We start from the raw sequence: 13,908 nt of genomic DNA on the forward strand, positions 1-13,908 counted from the left end.
AACACGCGCATCCACATCCAGCCGACGGCTCCACGCAACCGCACACATCCGACGACTCCGGGCACACCCAGCTGCCCGACGGCGCCGCCGCGTTCGTACACGGTGACGCCCTCTCCTCGGCGCGCGTGGACGCGTTCCTGGAGGTCGTACCGCCGCGCGATCGCGAGACCCGTCCCGAGTCCTTGGCGCGGGCCGAGCGGCAGCGGCGGCGGTGGGCGACTCAGGTGGTCGTCGCGGACGAGCTGGCCCGCCGCGCCTGCGCCGAGCGGGGGCTGAAGCCTCCTGAAGAGGTCCGGCCGGCGCAGGTGCTAGCCGTGGCCGAGGAGGATGTCGCCGACCTGGGCAGCATCGTCGCGGCGGTGCTCGCCCACTCCCCGGCGGCACGCGTGCTGCTCGCCGAACTGGAGGGCGAGCAGCACGTATCCGAGTCAGCGGTACGGGACTACTACGACCGCAACCGGGACCGCTTCCTCACCCACGATGCCCTGCGGCGCGGTGTGGATCCCTTCGGTGGGCCGTTCAGCGGGCCCTTCGACGAGGACGGATCCTCCTCGGATTTCCTGCCGTACGCCGACGTACACGAGGGCATCGCCCACGAGTTGCGGCGGGCGGCGGGCCGGCGTGCCTTCTTCGCCTGGCTCGACCATGCCCGCACCAAAGTGGTGTACGCGGACGGGCACGAGCATCCCGGCGACCCCTCCCATCCGGACCACGAGCACCGGCACTGATCACCGCACTGATCGCGGCCGGAACCTAAAAGCAACACGGCACCCCATTGACCTCCGATGAATTCTGGTCCACATTTTCATCAATCGGAGTCGAAGTTGGTGAATTGAACCAGCATCAGACTGGGTCTCAGGAGGGCAGCAATGCGCGCAAGAAGACTGACCGGATCCCTGGCCTGTCTCGTCGTACTGACGTTGACGGCCGCAGGCTGCGGCCTCTCCGGCGGCTCCGACGACGGCGAAGCCACGGCCGGTGGCTGCAAGGTCGACGAGGGGAACGTGGGATCCGGCAAGCTCACCGGGGACGTCAAGGGCAAGATCACGTTCCAGACCACGAACTTGAAGAAGGACTTCGGGGGCTACTTCAACCCCGTCATCAAGGCCTTCGAGAAGGAGCACCCGGGCACCAGTGTCAAGTGGATCGACGACCCGGGCGACGCCACGTTCACCCAGCGCCTGGTCGCCGACGCGCAGGGCTGCACGCTGCCGGACGTGGTGAACATCAACGTCAACACGGCGATCGCGCTGACCAAGAACGGCTACCTGGTGAACCTCGACGAGAAGGCGCCGGACGCAGGCAAGCCGTTCAGCGAGGCGATGTGGGACTCCAGCGCCTACGCCGACGCCGAGGGGAACAAGGTCCACAGCGTGCTGCCCTGGTACTCCGGCGGCATCGTGCAGACCTTCAACACCGAACTGATGAAGAAGGCGGGCCTGGACCCGGCCAAGCCCGCGACGACGATGTTCGACCTGTTCGCCGACGCCGAGAAGATAGCCAAGGTCTCGAACGGCGACTACTACGCCTTCCTCGCCAACCCCTTGCTGCGCCTCCCCGCCGACTGGCAGCAGATGGGGGTCAAGGTGCTGTCCGCCGACGGCAAGTCCTTCACCTTCGCCGACGATCCGAAGACGGCCGAGTGGGTCGACTGGATGACGAAGCTGTACAAGGCCGGGGCCATGCCGAGGGACTCGATCTCCTCCAACCAGGACCCGTCCACGGTCTACGGCCAGGGCAAGCTGGTGTACGGCCAGACGAACCCCAACTTCCTGCGCTTCATCCAGCAGAACAACCCGAGCGTCTACAAGACGACCGGCGTCGCCCGCTACCCGCTGGACGACCTCGGGCACACCGTGGGCGCCCCGCAGTACATCGGTGCCGCGTCCACCAGCAAGAACGCGGTAACGGCCCTGGCCTTCGCGCAGTTCCTCACCAACGCCGAGAACCAGCTGGAGTGGGCGAAGGACCCGAACGTCGTCATCTTCCCGTCCACGACCGAGTCGCTGAACGACCCCTTCTTCCAGTCGGTCAAGGGCGACGACCCCTTCGCCGAGGCCCGCAAGATCGTCGCCAGTGACCGCAAGACCGCCACGGCCGACGAAATCGCCCTCACCCCGGGCGAGTTGAACGCCATCACGGCCCAGGTGCAGCTCGCGATGCAGGGCAAGAAGAGCGCCCAGGACGCCCTCGACGAGGCCCAGTCCAAGGCCAACGAGCTCATCGAGCAGGCGGGCTGACGATGGATCGGCGAGCCGCGCGCACCACGCTCGAACAGGCACCCGCCCCCGTTCCCACGGGGGCGGGTGCCCCGCGCCCCGCCGCGCCTTCGGCCCCTCCGGGACCGCTGCGCCGCGTCCTGCGCGCCGTCACCCCCGGCCCCACCTCGGACGCGGGGGGCGCGGCGCTCTACCGCCGCTGGTGGCTGCCCTGGTTGTGGATGGCACCGGCGGTCGTCGGCGTCACGGTCTTCGGGCTGTGGCCGTTCATCAACACGGTCATCCTGTCCTTCACCGACGCCAAGCCGCTCGGCGGCACGTTCAACGTGGTGGGCCTGGACAACTACACGCGGATGTTCGGCGACGACGACTTCTGGCTCGCCACCCGCAACAGCGTGCTGTACGCGGTGATCGTCGTCCCGCTGATGGTCCTGCTGCCCCTGCTGCTCGCGGTCCTCGTCGAGAAGAACCTGCCGGGCATCGGCTTCTTCCGCTCCGCGTTCTACACGCCCGTCCTCGCCTCCAGCGTGGTCGTCGGCCTGAGCTGGCAGTGGCTGCTGAGCGACGAGGGCCTGGTCAACACCTGGCTGGAGAAGTCCCATCTGATCAAGGACGCCATCCCCTTCCTGTCCGACTCGTGGCTGATCCTGCTGTCGGCGATGGGCCTGACCCTGTGGAAGGGCCTCGGCTGGTACATGATCTTCTACCTGGCCGCGCTGGGAAACGTGCCGAAGGAACTCCACGAGGCGGCCTCGGTGGACGGCGCCGGCTCCTGGCGCCGCTTCTGGAACATCACCGTGCCCGGCGTACGCCAGTCGATGATGCTCGTCGGCACCCTGACCGGCATCGGCTCGCTGCGGGTCTTCACCGAGATCTACATGCTCGGCGGCTCCACCGGCGGCCCCGGCGGCGCCGACCGCACGCTCCCCTTCTACATCCGCGACGTCGGCCTGGACCCGCTCACCGGCAACGCCGGCTACGGCGCCGCCGTGAGCGTCGCCCTCTTCGCACTCACCCTGGGCCTCACGCTGCTCGCGCAGCGCCTCACGAAGGAGGACGACGAGGCATGACGACCGCTGTCGAGAAACGCCGACGCCTGATGCCCCGCTGGCGCGACTACGGCCGCCCCCGCGAACTGGTCGTCCGTTACCTGCTGTTGGTGTTCGTCCTCCTGATCACCGTGGGCCCGCTCGTGTGGCAGTTGCTGTCGTCGCTGAAGGGCGCGGGCGAGGACGTGTTCGGCGCGGGCGCCTCGCTGATCCCCCGTCATCCGTCCCTGCGGGCGTACCGCGAGATCTTCGACCAGGTCCCGGTGTGGACGTACATCAGGAACAGCCTGTTCGTCGCCGTCATCTCCATCGCCAGCCAGCTCGCCTTCTCCACCATGGCCGGCTACATGCTGTCCAAGCCCGGCTGGAAGGGCCGCAAACTGGTGTGGGTGCTGCTGTTGGCGTCCATGATGTTCCCCTTCGAGTCCATCATGGTGTCGCTGTTCCTGAGCATCCGGGACATGGGCCTGGTCGACAACCTGGTCGGTGTCTGGATCCCCGGCTTCGTCGCCGCCATCAACGTCCTCATCATGCGGGCGGCGTTCCTGGCCGTCCCGCGCGAGATCGAGGACGCGGCGATGCTGGACGGGGCGGGCGAGTGGAAGCGGTTCCGGTACCTGTATCTGCCGTCCGCCTACGGCGCCATCCTCGTCGTCACCATCAACACCTTCATCAGCGCATGGGACGACTTCCTCTGGCCCCTGATCGTGCTGCGCTCGGAGGAGCAGTTCACCCTCACACTCGGGCTCGCGCGGCTGCAGACCTCGTCATTCGGCTACGACCAGCGGATGGTGATGGCGGGTTCGGTGATCTCCGTGATCCCCGTGCTGGTGCTGTTCGTCATCACGCAGCGGTGGTTCTACCGGGGTGTCGCGTCCGGGGCCGTGAAGCTCTGAGCCCTGTCACCGAAGCGCTGAGCCCCGTCACCCCTCGATGCGCAGCATCGCCGGTACGGCCGTGAGCGCGGCCCGCGCCGACTCGGCGACGCGGATCTCGAGGGTGCCGGGCAGCACGGCCGTCTCCAAGTCGGCGCCGACCTGCGTGAGTTGGTCGGCGCCGAGCGGGATGGCGATCGTGCGGCTCTCTCCGGGGGCGAGCTCGACACTCCGGAAGGCGCGCAGTTCGAGGGTGCGCGGCCAGAGGGGCGTGAGAAGTCGGCGGATGTAGAGCTGGACGACGGTACGCCCGGTCCGCTCCCCCGTGTTGGAGACATCGACCTCGCAAGTCACAGCGGGCGTACGGGCTTTGACGGTGTCCTGGGAGAGCCTGGGGCCGCCGTACTCGAAGCGCGTGTACGACAGCCCGTGCCCGAAGGAGTAGAGCGGCGCGGCGCTCTCATCGACGTAAGCCCCGTACTCGGTGTCCTTGTGGTTGTAGTAGACGGGCAGTTGGGCGGCCGACCTCGGGACGGAGACGGGGAGCCGGCCCACGGGTTCCGCGAGTCCCAGCAGAACCCCGGCGATCGCCTCGCCTCCCCAGGGACCCGGATACCAGGCGGTCAGCAGCGCCGCCGCACGGTCCGCGGCCTCCGGGACGGCGTGCGGGCGCCCCTGCACCAGGACCACCACCGTGGGTGTGCCCGTCGCCGTGACCGCGTCCAGCAGGGCGTGCTGGGCTCCGCCGAGCCGCAACCCGGCGAGGTCGACACCCTCTCCGCAGGTCATCTCGGAAACGGCGCCCAACGCGGCCCCGTTGGCGGCGAAGTCGGTCTCGGGGGTACGGGCGCTGCTGCCGCCCAGGACGAGCACGGCGAGGTCGGAGCCGCCTGTCAGGGCGATGGCCTCGGGGATGGCCGAGAGGTCACCGCCGGTGAGGGCGCAGCCGCGGGCGTGGCGGACGTCCACGCCGGGCGGGACGAGCCGCCGCAGCCCGTCGAGGACACTGGCGCCGGTGCCGGGGCGCTGGGGAGCCGTGTAGTCCCCGAGTTGATGGGCGGTGGTGGCGGCGTGCGGGCCCAGGACCGCGATGCGCGAGACCGTCGGACGGACGGGCAGCACGCCGCCGTTGTCATGGAGGAGGGTGACCGCGCCTCGGGCCAGGGCGGTGCTCAGCTCCTGGCCACGGGTCGCGGACGGAATGGTCAATCGGCCTGTGGCACAAGGCTGTTCAAACAACCCGAGCCGGAACTTCAGGCCCAGCACCCGCGCTACAGCGGCGTCGAGCACGTCCTCGCGTACGAGGCCACGCTCGACTGCCTCCTCAAGGTGGGTGAAGCCGTGGTCCCACAGGCTGAGATCGACGCCCGAGTTCAGGGCCAGGGCGCCTGCCGAGACCAGGTCGCCGGTGATCCGGGCCAGCCGGTCCACGGCCAGGCCGTCCGCCATGACCAGCCCTTCGAAGCCCCAGCGGCGGCGCAGCAGCCCGTCGAGGAGGGCGTGATTTCCGGCGCAGGGGACGCCGTCCACCTCGTTGTACGCGGCCATGACGGCGGCGGCTCCCGACCGGACTCCGGCCCGGGCTGCGGGGAGGTGGATCTCGTGGAGTTCCCGCGGGCCGAGTTCGGACTCGGCGGAGTTGCGGCCGCCGACGGTGGCGCCCTGTCCGGCGAAGTGCTTGAGCACCACAGCGGCCTTGTCGTCGGCGAACTGCCCGCCCGCGCAGCCGAGTTCACCCTGCATGCCCCGCACCAGCGACTCGGTGAGACGGGCGGCCAGGTGCGGGTCCTCGCCGAAACACTCCTAGGTACGGCCCCAGCGGGGGTCGCGCGCGATGTCGAGGGCGGAGACGAGGGCGACGTGGCCGCCGCGGGCCCGCAGTTCGGCCGCGGCGTGGGCGGCGGCACGCTCGTACAGCTCGGGGTCCCAGGTGGCCCCCACGGCGAGGTTGACCGGGAGGACCGTGCCGTCCAGGGCCATGAGGCCGTGCGGGACCTCCTCGACGAGCAGCGCCGGGATGCCGAGGCGGCTGCGTTCCATGACGTGGCGCTGCACCATGTCGGCCAACGCCGGGCCGTCCTCGGCGCCTGGTCCCGTGGAGTGGTCGACTCCTGACCAGGCGTCGGCGCGGAGAAGTCCGTACAGGGCGCCCAGTCCGGCGAAACGCTCGGTTTCCGCGTACAACGCCTGGGTCGGTTCGAAGCCGTCCGGTGTGCGGCGGTAGGCGTCCCAGCCGTACATGCGCTGGTTGAGCTGGCCGACCTTCTCGCGCAGCGTCATCCGTGCGAGCAGGTCGCGGACGCGGACGTCTACGGAGGCCCGCGGGTCCTGGTAGTGGGAGTGGGAGGTGGGGGTGCGCACGTCGTGGTCCCGGGAAGCCTCGGGCGTCTGCTCGGCCTGGACGGCCGCGTGTTCCGGAGTCGGCATGCGGCCGTTCCCTTTCCTGCTGTCGTGACAGTCGCCTGCGGCTTCGGTCGGGTCTGGGTCAGGTGGCCCCGGAGGAGCGCGCGTACCCAAGTCGCGCGAGGGCCACGGCGCCCCGGCAGCCGTCCGCCACCCAGTCGAGGTCCGGACCGAGGGCCTGGAGGCGATCGCTCAGGAGAACCGTCAGTGGTCCGTCGGGGCCGAGCAGGCCGCCGGTGGCGACGACCCGCTCGCCCGGGCGGGGCTCAAGCGCGCGGACCGTGTCCATCAGGTGGTCCACGGCCTCTTCGAGGATCGCTTGCGCGACGGCGTCCTTGTCCTGGGCCGCCTCGGCCACCAGCGGAGAGAGCCGGGCGAGCCGGATGGGAGGGTCCGCCATGACACGGGGCAGCAGGTGCATGCGGTACGCCGCGCGCTGCGGACGCGACCACTCCGGCGCCGCCGGACGTCGCGGCAACGCCTCGACCGGCACCCCCAGCGCGCGCCCGACCGTGTCGGCCAGCACCGTGGGAGCGCCGCGGCCGTCCGCCATGCGCAGCGCCGCCCGTACCGCGCTGCGGCCGATCCAGAAACCGCCGCCGTCGTCTCCCAGCAGCCAGCCGTCACCGCCGACGGTCGTCGCACAGCGGCGGTCGCTGATGCGCATCGCGACCGCGCCCGTGCCGGCCACCAGAGCCAGCCCGTCGGCCGGGGTGCCGGGCGCGGAGGCGAAGGCCGCCTCGATGTCGCTGCTGACCCCGACCCGGTCCGCCGCGATGCCCAGCCGCCCCAGCGCTGCGGTGAGCGCGGCCAGGGCGTTGAGCCGGCCGGGCTCGTCGGGAAAGGTCTCCGAGGCGCCCGCGAACCCCCCGGCCACGGCCACGACGTTGCCGCGCACCCGCTCCGGCACCGCTTGGGCGATGGCCTCGGCGAGGTGGTCGGTGAGCTGCGGCACCGGGACGGTCAGGGCGTTGCCCGGTCCCGCGACGCCCTCGCCGAGCGAGCGTGCGTCCCCGACGCCGACCCCGGCACCGACCAGGACGGCGCGGGTGCGGGTGCCGCCCGCGTCGAGGCCCACCACGAGATCCCCGTGCAGATCGAGGCCCTGGCTCAGATCCTGGTTCAAATCATTGTTCATCGCTGACCATGGTGGTTGATACATTCGCCGAGGACAAGCCCCGACCGCGCGTCGGGACAGAATCCGACCGACCCTCGGTCGGGACTCCGAGGAGGCCCTCATCAGCACTCCCCCCGCACCCCGCTTCGGCGTCAACTACACGCCCCGCCGCGGCTGGTTCCACACCTGGCACGACTTCGATCCGGCACAGGCCCGCGAAGACCTGGCCCAGATAGCCGGGCTCGGCCTGGACCACGTCCGCGTCTTCCATCTCTGGCCGCTGCTCCAGCCCAATCGCACGCTCATCCGTACGGCGGCCGTCGACCAGCTGGCGCACCTGGTCGACCTGGCGGCCGAGGCCGGCCTCGACGTCCTCGTGGACGGAGTGCAGGGCCATCTGTCGAGCTTCGACTTCTATCCGGAGTGGACCCGCAGCTGGCACCACCGCAACGTGTTCACCGACCCCGAGGCCGTCGAGGCGCAGGCGGAGCTGCTGCGCGTCCTGGGCCGCGCCCTCGCCGACCGCCCCAATCTCATCGGGCTCCAACTCGGCAACGAACTCAACAACCTGGTCGAACACAACCCGGTGACGGTCGAGCAGGTGGACCACTACCTCGACACGCTCCTCGCCGCCGCCCGGGAGGGTCTGTCCGCCGCCGCGCCAGGCCGCCTCGCCACGCACTCCGCGTACGACGCGGTCTGGTACGGCGACGACCACCCGTTCACCCCCGAGGCCTCGGCCCGCAAGGGCGACCTGACCACCGTCCACCCGTGGGTGTTCTCGGGCGACTGCGCGCGCCGCTACGGCCCCCGCTCCCCGCAGGTCCTGCACCTCGCCGAGTACGGCGTGGAGCTCGCCAAGGCGTACGCCGAGGACGTGACCCGGCCGGTATGGGTGCAGGAGACCGGGGCGCCCGAGCCGCACATCCCGGCGGCCGACGCACCGGAGTTCGCGCGCGCGACCGTGCTGAACTCCGCCGAGTGCGCGCAGCTGTGGGGCGTGACGTGGTGGTGCTCCCACGACGTGGACCGTTCCCTGGCCGACTTCCCGGAACTTGAGTACACCCTGGGCCTCTTCGACTCCGGGGGCCGTGCCAAGCCGATCGCGACGGCGCTCGCCGACACCATCGTCGAGCTGCGCGCCAAGCCCCGGCCCGGTCAGCCGCGCGATGTGGCGCTGGTCCTGGACTGCACCCCCGCCACCCGGTCGGTCTCAGGTCCGGGCGGCTCGTACTTCGAGGCGTGGATGCGGCTGCGCGTCCAGGGCGTCCGTCCGGCGGTGGTCCTGGCCTCGCGGGCGGACGACACCGCCTACCTGGCGGCCCGGGGGATCACAGAGCTCGTACGACAGCCGTGAACGCGGAGCTCGTACAACAGTTGTGGAGGCGGAGTCCGTACAGCGGCTGTGCGGGCGACGGACGGATTGCGCCGGCGGCGAGGAGCCCTCACCTGCCCGCCAGCACCTCCGCCATCGCCCGCAGGTTGACGCGCCCGCGACCGTACGAGCAGACGTCGTCGCCGTCCTCGGGCAGTCCGGTCGAGACGCGTACGGCGTCCGGCCGCCCAGCCAGGAGAACGTCGCGGAGGCGGGCCTGCCAGGGGTACAGCCCGGCGTCGGACGTGGCGACGACCAGCGGGGAGCCGTCGGCCCTTCGCAGGATTCCGGCGACGCATGCCGCCCGGTCCGCCGGCTCCTCGGTGACCGCCGTCCCCGTGGCCGCGGGGTCGACGGCGCGCAGCTCGGTCAGCAGGTCCTCGCCTCCCCAGTTGAGCGCGGGGTGCGGCGGCGGGAAAAGGTCGACGACGTGGGCGCCGGGCACGGGCCGCGGCGCGGGCCGACCGCGTACCGCCCGGCGTGCCGCCTCCATGCCGGCCCCGGCGTCCCACCCGGCGATGTCGCCCGGGTCGGCCGGAGTCGCGTACCGCTCGGCGAGTCGGCGCACCCGCTCCGCGGCCTCCCGTACGCGCTCCTCGGGCAGGATGCCGCTGCGCAGCGCGCCCAGTACCGCGTCACGGCAGGCGAGCGTGGTCTCCAGGTTGGGTACGGCGACGATGACCTGGTCGGCTCCCGCGGCGAGGGCGATGCGCGCCCCGGCCGCCTCGCCGTAGCGGTCGGCGATCGCCTTCATCTCCAGGGCGTCGCTGACCAGCACCCCGTCGAAGCCGAGCTGGTGGCGGAGCAGATCGCGCAGGATGCGGCGGCTCAGCGTGGCCGGGCGGTTGGGATCGAGCGCCGGGAAGACGACATGGGCACTCATGACCATCGGCACGCCGACGGCGACGGCCGCGCGGAACGCTTCGAGGTCGGGGAGGAGTTCGTCGTACGACCGCGGGTCGACGGCCATGTCGTGGTGGCTGTCGGTCACGGTGCCGCCGTGTCCGGGGAAGTGCTTGGCGCAGGAGGCGATGCCGCGCGCTTCGGTGGCGGTGATCCAGGCCCGCAGATGACGGGCGACGAGTCCGGTGTCGGCGCCGAAGGAACGGGTGCGGACGATCGGGTTGTCCGGATGGTGCTGGAGGTCGGCGACGGGGGCGTAGGAGGCGGTGATGCCGAGGGAGGCGAGGTGTCCGGCCAGCGCGTCGGCACAGCGGGCGGTCAGTTCGGTGTCGTCGACGACACCGAGCGCGAAGTTGCCGGGGACGCCGGGCGCGCCCGCGCTCACCAGATGGCCGATGCCGCCGCCCTCGTTGTCGATGCCCACCAGCAGGTCGGGGCGGAGGGACCGCAGTTCGTCGGTGAGCCCACGCACCTGTGCGGCGTCGCGCACGTTGCGGGTGAACAGGATGACTCCGCCGAGGCCGCGGTCGATGAGCCGCTTGAGGGTGTGGGGCACGCTCGTGGTGCCGTCGAAGCCCGCGACGAGACAGCGGTGGGCGGCTTCGTCCAGGTCGACGGGCAGCCCAGGACCGTCGTACTCGGCGGGCTCGGTGTGGGTCACGTCGGGTGTCCTTCGGTCACGACCGGATGATGGAAGCCACCAGATGATGGGAGCCACCAAAACATAACCCCAAGATGAATCAATCAACCAGCCACCGGCCCCTCAACTGCTCGCGACGACCGAAAACGATCTCCTGCGGCGGGCCGGACGAGTGCTCGTCGGCTCGGTAGTCTTCCGCACCAACGGCCAGGACCCGATCCGGTACGCCCCGAAGCGATGAGGAGTGATGCACGGTGACCTCACCCGCCCCACGTGTGGAGCTGACACCCGCCGCCGCCGACCTGCTGCGCCGACTGCGCGCCGCCCACGGGCCACTGATGTTCCATCAGTCCGGCGGCTGCTGCGACGGCAGCGCGCCCATGTGCTACCCGGAGGGCGAGTTCCGGACCGGCGACTCCGACATCCTGCTCGCCTCGCTGGCGGTCGAGGGCGTCGACGAGCCGGTGACGTTCTGGATGTCGAAGAGCCAGCACGAGGTGTGGAGTCACACCCGGCTGATCGTCGACGTCGTGGCGGGCAGGGGCAGCGGTTTCTCGTTGGAGGCACCCGAAGGGGTGCGTTTCCTGACCCGTTCGCGTCTCGTCGGCACGTAGTCATCGTCACGGCAGCCGCCCTGTGCTGAACTCCCCTGTGTCATTGGCACTTTGAGGACACAGCGGAGACAGCAGGGGGCAGCGTGACCCGTCGCAACGGACGACTCAGAACCGCACTGACGGTCTTAGCGGCTTGGAGCACGCTGGCCGGTGCAGCCCTGGCAGGGGCGGCACCGGCCAGCGGCGCACCTGACTTCAACAGGGTCGCGCCAGGCGTGACATACACAGAGTTCGACATTCCGGCGGCCAAAGGCGTGGCGCACGCACATGTGGTCAGCGTCGATCTGCACAAACCCGGGGTGAGTGTCGATCTGCTCCACCCCGGCGCGGTGGCGGCCCGGGCGACCACCTCGCGGCTGGCCGACGCGCGAAGTGCCGTCGCGGGCGTCAACGGGGACTTCTTCAACATCACCGAGACGCAGCATCCCGGAGTCGAGGCGACCGGCGCGTCCGTCGGGCCGGCGATCGCGAGCGGACACACCCTCAAGGCGGCGGTGCCGAACGGTCAGCGCTTCGGTCCCGCCCTGCCGCCCGACACGAGCACCCAGGACGTACTCGGCGTGGGCACCGACGGCCGGGCCCGCCTCGACAGCCTGGCCCTCGACGGTTCGGTCAGCACCACCGAGACGCGGCTTCCGCTCGGCGGCCTCAACCAGTACGCCCTGCCCGTCGGCTCCGTCGGCGCGTTCACCTCGGACTGGGGCAGCGTCTCCCGGGTGCGTGCCACATGTGGCACGGACACCGATCGGGCGGCGCCCTGTAGTACGGACACCTATGAGGTGACGGTCGAGGACGGCCGGGTCGTGTCATCGGCCGACACACCGGGCAGCGGACCTATTGGTCCTGACACCACAGTTCTGGTCGGCCGGGAGGACGGCGCCCAGCAGTTGCGGAAGCTGTCCGTGGGCGAGCAGGTCCAGGTGCGGCACCAACTGGTCGCGGCCGCCTCGAAGATCCCGTACCGGTTCGCGGTCGGCGGCTACCCGGTCCTGAGGGGCGGTCAGCCGCTCGCCGGACTCGACAACGCGACCTCGGCGGTGCGGACCGCGGCGGGCGTCGCGGACGGCGGGAGACGGCTGCTGCTGCTCGCGCTGGACGGGGCGGCCGGGTTCCGCAGCGGCCTCACCATCGCCGAAGTCGCCGACGCGATGCGGCAGTTGGGTGCCGTCGACGCCTTCAGCCTCGACGGCGGCGGCTCCACCACGCTGGTCGCCCGGGAGCCGGGCACGACGGCCGTGAGCGTGCGCAACCATCCAAGCGGCGGGGCCGAACGGCCGGTGCCCAACGGGATCGGCGTGTTCTCACACCCGTGACGTGCGAGCCCGGCCCCATGGCGTGCGAGCCCGGCCCCATGACGTGCGAGCCTTCCCCGCAACGGCTCACGGCCTGAGACTGCTGACGATGTCGGCCGTCGCCGTGAGCCCGTTGTGGATGGTCGGCGCCAAGCTCGTGCTCGCGAGATAGAAGCCGAGCAGCACGCAGACCATGGCGTGGGAGAGCTTCAGCGCGCCGTTGCGCATGAAGACCACTGCCAGGATCACGAGCAGCAACACAACAGAGATGGAAATGGCCACCGTCAACCTCCTCCGCCACGTCCACACCGCGGCTTTCGGCCGCAAGTGTGACGTAGCGGGGGGTTCGTCCGTGCGGCTGACGTGTCCGCCGAACGTGTGTTGACTGCGCGTGAAGGGTTTGGGCTACGCCCGCTCGGAAGCGTCCAGGAAGGCTTCGAGTCCGGCGAGGTCGTCGGTGTTGAGGTAGTCGACGTCGGCGGCGATGAGTTCGCCCCAGACCGCGTCACGGGCGGGCCCGGCCAGGTCGGGGGTGGCCCAGAAGCGGACCTTCTGCCCGCGGGAGTGCGCCGCCGAGACGATGCCGCGCAGCTTCTGCCGCTCGGCTTCGGGGAACGGTCCGACGCCCTGCCAGGTGAAGTTGAGCGTCCAGTTGTCGCTGATCAGCGGGACGAAGGAGGCGGGGGCCGGGACGGGAGCCAGCAGGTCGAGGAGGCGGCCGTCGTAGAAGGCGCGCCGGACGGTCTGGGCCTCCATCGGGATACGGGCCGCGCGGTCGCCGGAGATCACGGCCGTGACCGGACCGGGGTGGACACGGCCGTGGGCGTACGTCGTGAACAGGTGGCGGTAGCGCCTCAGATGGCGGTCGAGTTCGAGGTACGTCGAGGAGCCCTCGGTCTTGATGTCGATGAGCAGCTGGATCGGCTTGCGGTAACCCCTGTACACCGAGCCGTGGTTGGCCTTCACCCGGGCGGCGAGGGACTCGAGGTAGAGGGATTCCAGGGTGCGGGCCGGGTCGAGGTCGATCGCGTCGTGGGCGACCAGGAGCTGGTCGCCGACGAGGAAGATGTCGGCCTCGAGACTGCCGAAGCGGTGGTCGAGGGCGTCGAACAAGGGCCGGGGGTGCAGGTAGTCGTTGTGCGCGTGCGCGCGCCACAGCGGGCGCGGGCCGCGCTTGCGCTCACTGGCCTGCGCGTGCGCGGGCACGGCGACCGAGCCCGCGAGGGCGCCGCCGAGGATGGTGAGGGCTCTGCGACGGGTGGTGAGGGCCATGCGCTGCCTCCCTGAGGATGCCGTAAGGGAACAACCTCAGCGAGTATGCGGTGCGCGTGGTGCCAAGGAGCAGTGCCATGCCGGGAGTTGGCCGAACTGCCGATGCGTGTTCATTTCAACCATGCGGAGCACACCGAAAAGCCCGCCCC

The 13,908-nt window shown here is 70.8% G+C and carries 12 protein-coding genes and 1 pseudogene; 7 read left to right on the forward strand and 6 right to left on the reverse strand.

The genetic code is table 11. The features are described 5' to 3' along the window. The first annotated feature begins 71 nt into the window (after window positions 1-71). The 4 genes from ACTWQR_RS24125 to ACTWQR_RS24140 all read left to right on the forward strand — a co-directional run bounded on the left by ACTWQR_RS24125 (window position 72) and on the right by ACTWQR_RS24140 (window position 4,164). Entirely contained in the window at window positions 72-728 is a 657-nt protein-coding gene (locus ACTWQR_RS24125) for a peptidyl-prolyl cis-trans isomerase (RefSeq protein WP_443229318.1), read from the forward strand. A gap of 141 nt (window positions 729-869) precedes the next feature. Further along, a complete protein-coding gene (locus tag ACTWQR_RS24130) occupies window positions 870-2,240 on the forward strand; it encodes an extracellular solute-binding protein (RefSeq protein ID WP_443229224.1) in 1,371 nt (456 codons plus the stop codon). Window positions 2,241-2,242: 2 nt separating this feature from the next. Continuing rightward, window positions 2,243-3,289 (forward strand): carbohydrate ABC transporter permease, encoded by a 1,047-nt coding sequence (locus ACTWQR_RS24135; protein WP_443229225.1) that lies wholly within the window; start codon window positions 2,243-2,245, stop codon window positions 3,287-3,289. Continuing rightward, window positions 3,286-4,164, forward strand: coding sequence for a carbohydrate ABC transporter permease (locus ACTWQR_RS24140; protein WP_443229226.1), 879 nt, complete (start codon window positions 3,286-3,288; stop codon window positions 4,162-4,164). Before ACTWQR_RS24135 ends, ACTWQR_RS24140 begins: the two co-directional genes overlap by 4 nt. 27 nt (window positions 4,165-4,191) lie before the next feature. Here ACTWQR_RS24140 and ACTWQR_RS24145 read toward each other — a convergent pair. From ACTWQR_RS24145 to ACTWQR_RS24155, 3 genes and pseudogenes are all read right to left on the reverse strand, one after another. Further along, window positions 4,192-6,423: pseudogene (locus ACTWQR_RS24145) on the reverse strand (glycoside hydrolase family 3 N-terminal domain-containing protein). 205 nt (window positions 6,424-6,628) lie between these two features. Next, window positions 6,629-7,684 carry an N-acetylglucosamine kinase gene (locus ACTWQR_RS24150; RefSeq protein ID WP_443229227.1) on the reverse strand — a complete coding sequence of 352 codons (1,056 nt, stop codon included), beginning with the start codon at window positions 7,682-7,684 and terminating at the stop codon, window positions 6,629-6,631. Beyond that, window positions 7,674-8,060, reverse strand: coding sequence for a hypothetical protein (locus tag ACTWQR_RS24155; RefSeq protein WP_443229228.1), 387 nt, complete (start codon window positions 8,058-8,060; stop codon window positions 7,674-7,676). The genes ACTWQR_RS24150 and ACTWQR_RS24155 overlap by 11 nt, the downstream gene beginning before the upstream one ends. Here ACTWQR_RS24155 and ACTWQR_RS24160 point away from each other — a divergent pair. Further along, on the forward strand, window positions 8,040-9,020 hold the full coding sequence (locus ACTWQR_RS24160; RefSeq protein WP_443229229.1) for a glycoside hydrolase 5 family protein: 981 nt from the start codon (window positions 8,040-8,042) through the stop codon (window positions 9,018-9,020). The genes ACTWQR_RS24155 and ACTWQR_RS24160 overlap by 21 nt on opposite strands. 88 nt (window positions 9,021-9,108) lie before the next feature. On the opposite strand, the gene ACTWQR_RS24165 is transcribed toward ACTWQR_RS24160, so the two are convergent. Further along, window positions 9,109-10,602: a glycoside hydrolase family 3 N-terminal domain-containing protein gene (locus ACTWQR_RS24165; RefSeq protein ID WP_443229230.1), complete on the reverse strand. Its 1,494-nt coding sequence runs from the start codon at window positions 10,600-10,602 to the stop codon at window positions 9,109-9,111. A 233-nt stretch (window positions 10,603-10,835) separates the two neighbouring features. On the opposite strand from ACTWQR_RS24165, the gene ACTWQR_RS24170 reads away from it, so the two are divergent. Next, a complete protein-coding gene (locus tag ACTWQR_RS24170; RefSeq protein ID WP_443229231.1) occupies window positions 10,836-11,195 on the forward strand; it encodes a DUF779 domain-containing protein in 360 nt (119 codons plus the stop codon). 83 nt (window positions 11,196-11,278) lie between these two features. Beyond that, window positions 11,279-12,508, forward strand: coding sequence for a phosphodiester glycosidase family protein (locus ACTWQR_RS24175; protein WP_443229232.1), 1,230 nt, complete (start codon window positions 11,279-11,281; stop codon window positions 12,506-12,508). Window positions 12,509-12,574: 66 nt separating this feature from the next. Here ACTWQR_RS24175 and ACTWQR_RS24180 read toward each other — a convergent pair whose 3' ends face one another. Together ACTWQR_RS24180 and ACTWQR_RS24185 are read right to left on the reverse strand one after the other, a co-directional pair. After that, window positions 12,575-12,769 carry a hypothetical protein gene (locus ACTWQR_RS24180; RefSeq protein ID WP_443229233.1) on the reverse strand — a complete coding sequence of 65 codons (195 nt, stop codon included), beginning with the start codon at window positions 12,767-12,769 and terminating at the stop codon, window positions 12,575-12,577. A gap of 123 nt (window positions 12,770-12,892) precedes the next feature. After that, on the reverse strand, window positions 12,893-13,759 hold the full coding sequence (locus ACTWQR_RS24185; RefSeq protein ID WP_443229234.1) for a phosphatidylinositol-specific phospholipase C/glycerophosphodiester phosphodiesterase family protein: 867 nt from the start codon (window positions 13,757-13,759) through the stop codon (window positions 12,893-12,895). Window positions 13,760-13,908: the final 149 nt, after the last annotated feature.

The organism is Streptomyces sp. 2A115 (genome assembly GCF_052245575.1).
GTDB lineage: Bacteria > Actinomycetota > Actinomycetes > Streptomycetales > Streptomycetaceae > Streptomyces.

Coding starts and splice junctions, on each gene's coding strand:
- ACTWQR_RS24130 (WP_443229224.1), top strand. CDS start 870: ATGCGCGCAAGAAGACTGACCGGATCCCTGGCCTGTCTCGTCGTACTG.
- ACTWQR_RS24150 (WP_443229227.1), bottom strand. CDS start 7,684: ATGAACAATGATTTGAACCAGGATCTGAGCCAGGGCCTCGATCTGCAC.
- ACTWQR_RS24135 (WP_443229225.1), top strand. CDS start 2,243: ATGGATCGGCGAGCCGCGCGCACCACGCTCGAACAGGCACCCGCCCCC.
- ACTWQR_RS24185 (WP_443229234.1), bottom strand. CDS start 13,759: ATGGCCCTCACCACCCGTCGCAGAGCCCTCACCATCCTCGGCGGCGCC.
- ACTWQR_RS24140 (WP_443229226.1), top strand. CDS start 3,286: ATGACGACCGCTGTCGAGAAACGCCGACGCCTGATGCCCCGCTGGCGC.
- ACTWQR_RS24155 (WP_443229228.1), bottom strand. CDS start 8,060: ATGGCCCTGCACTCCGTCCACGAGGACGTCGAGGCCGGCCTCGGCCGC.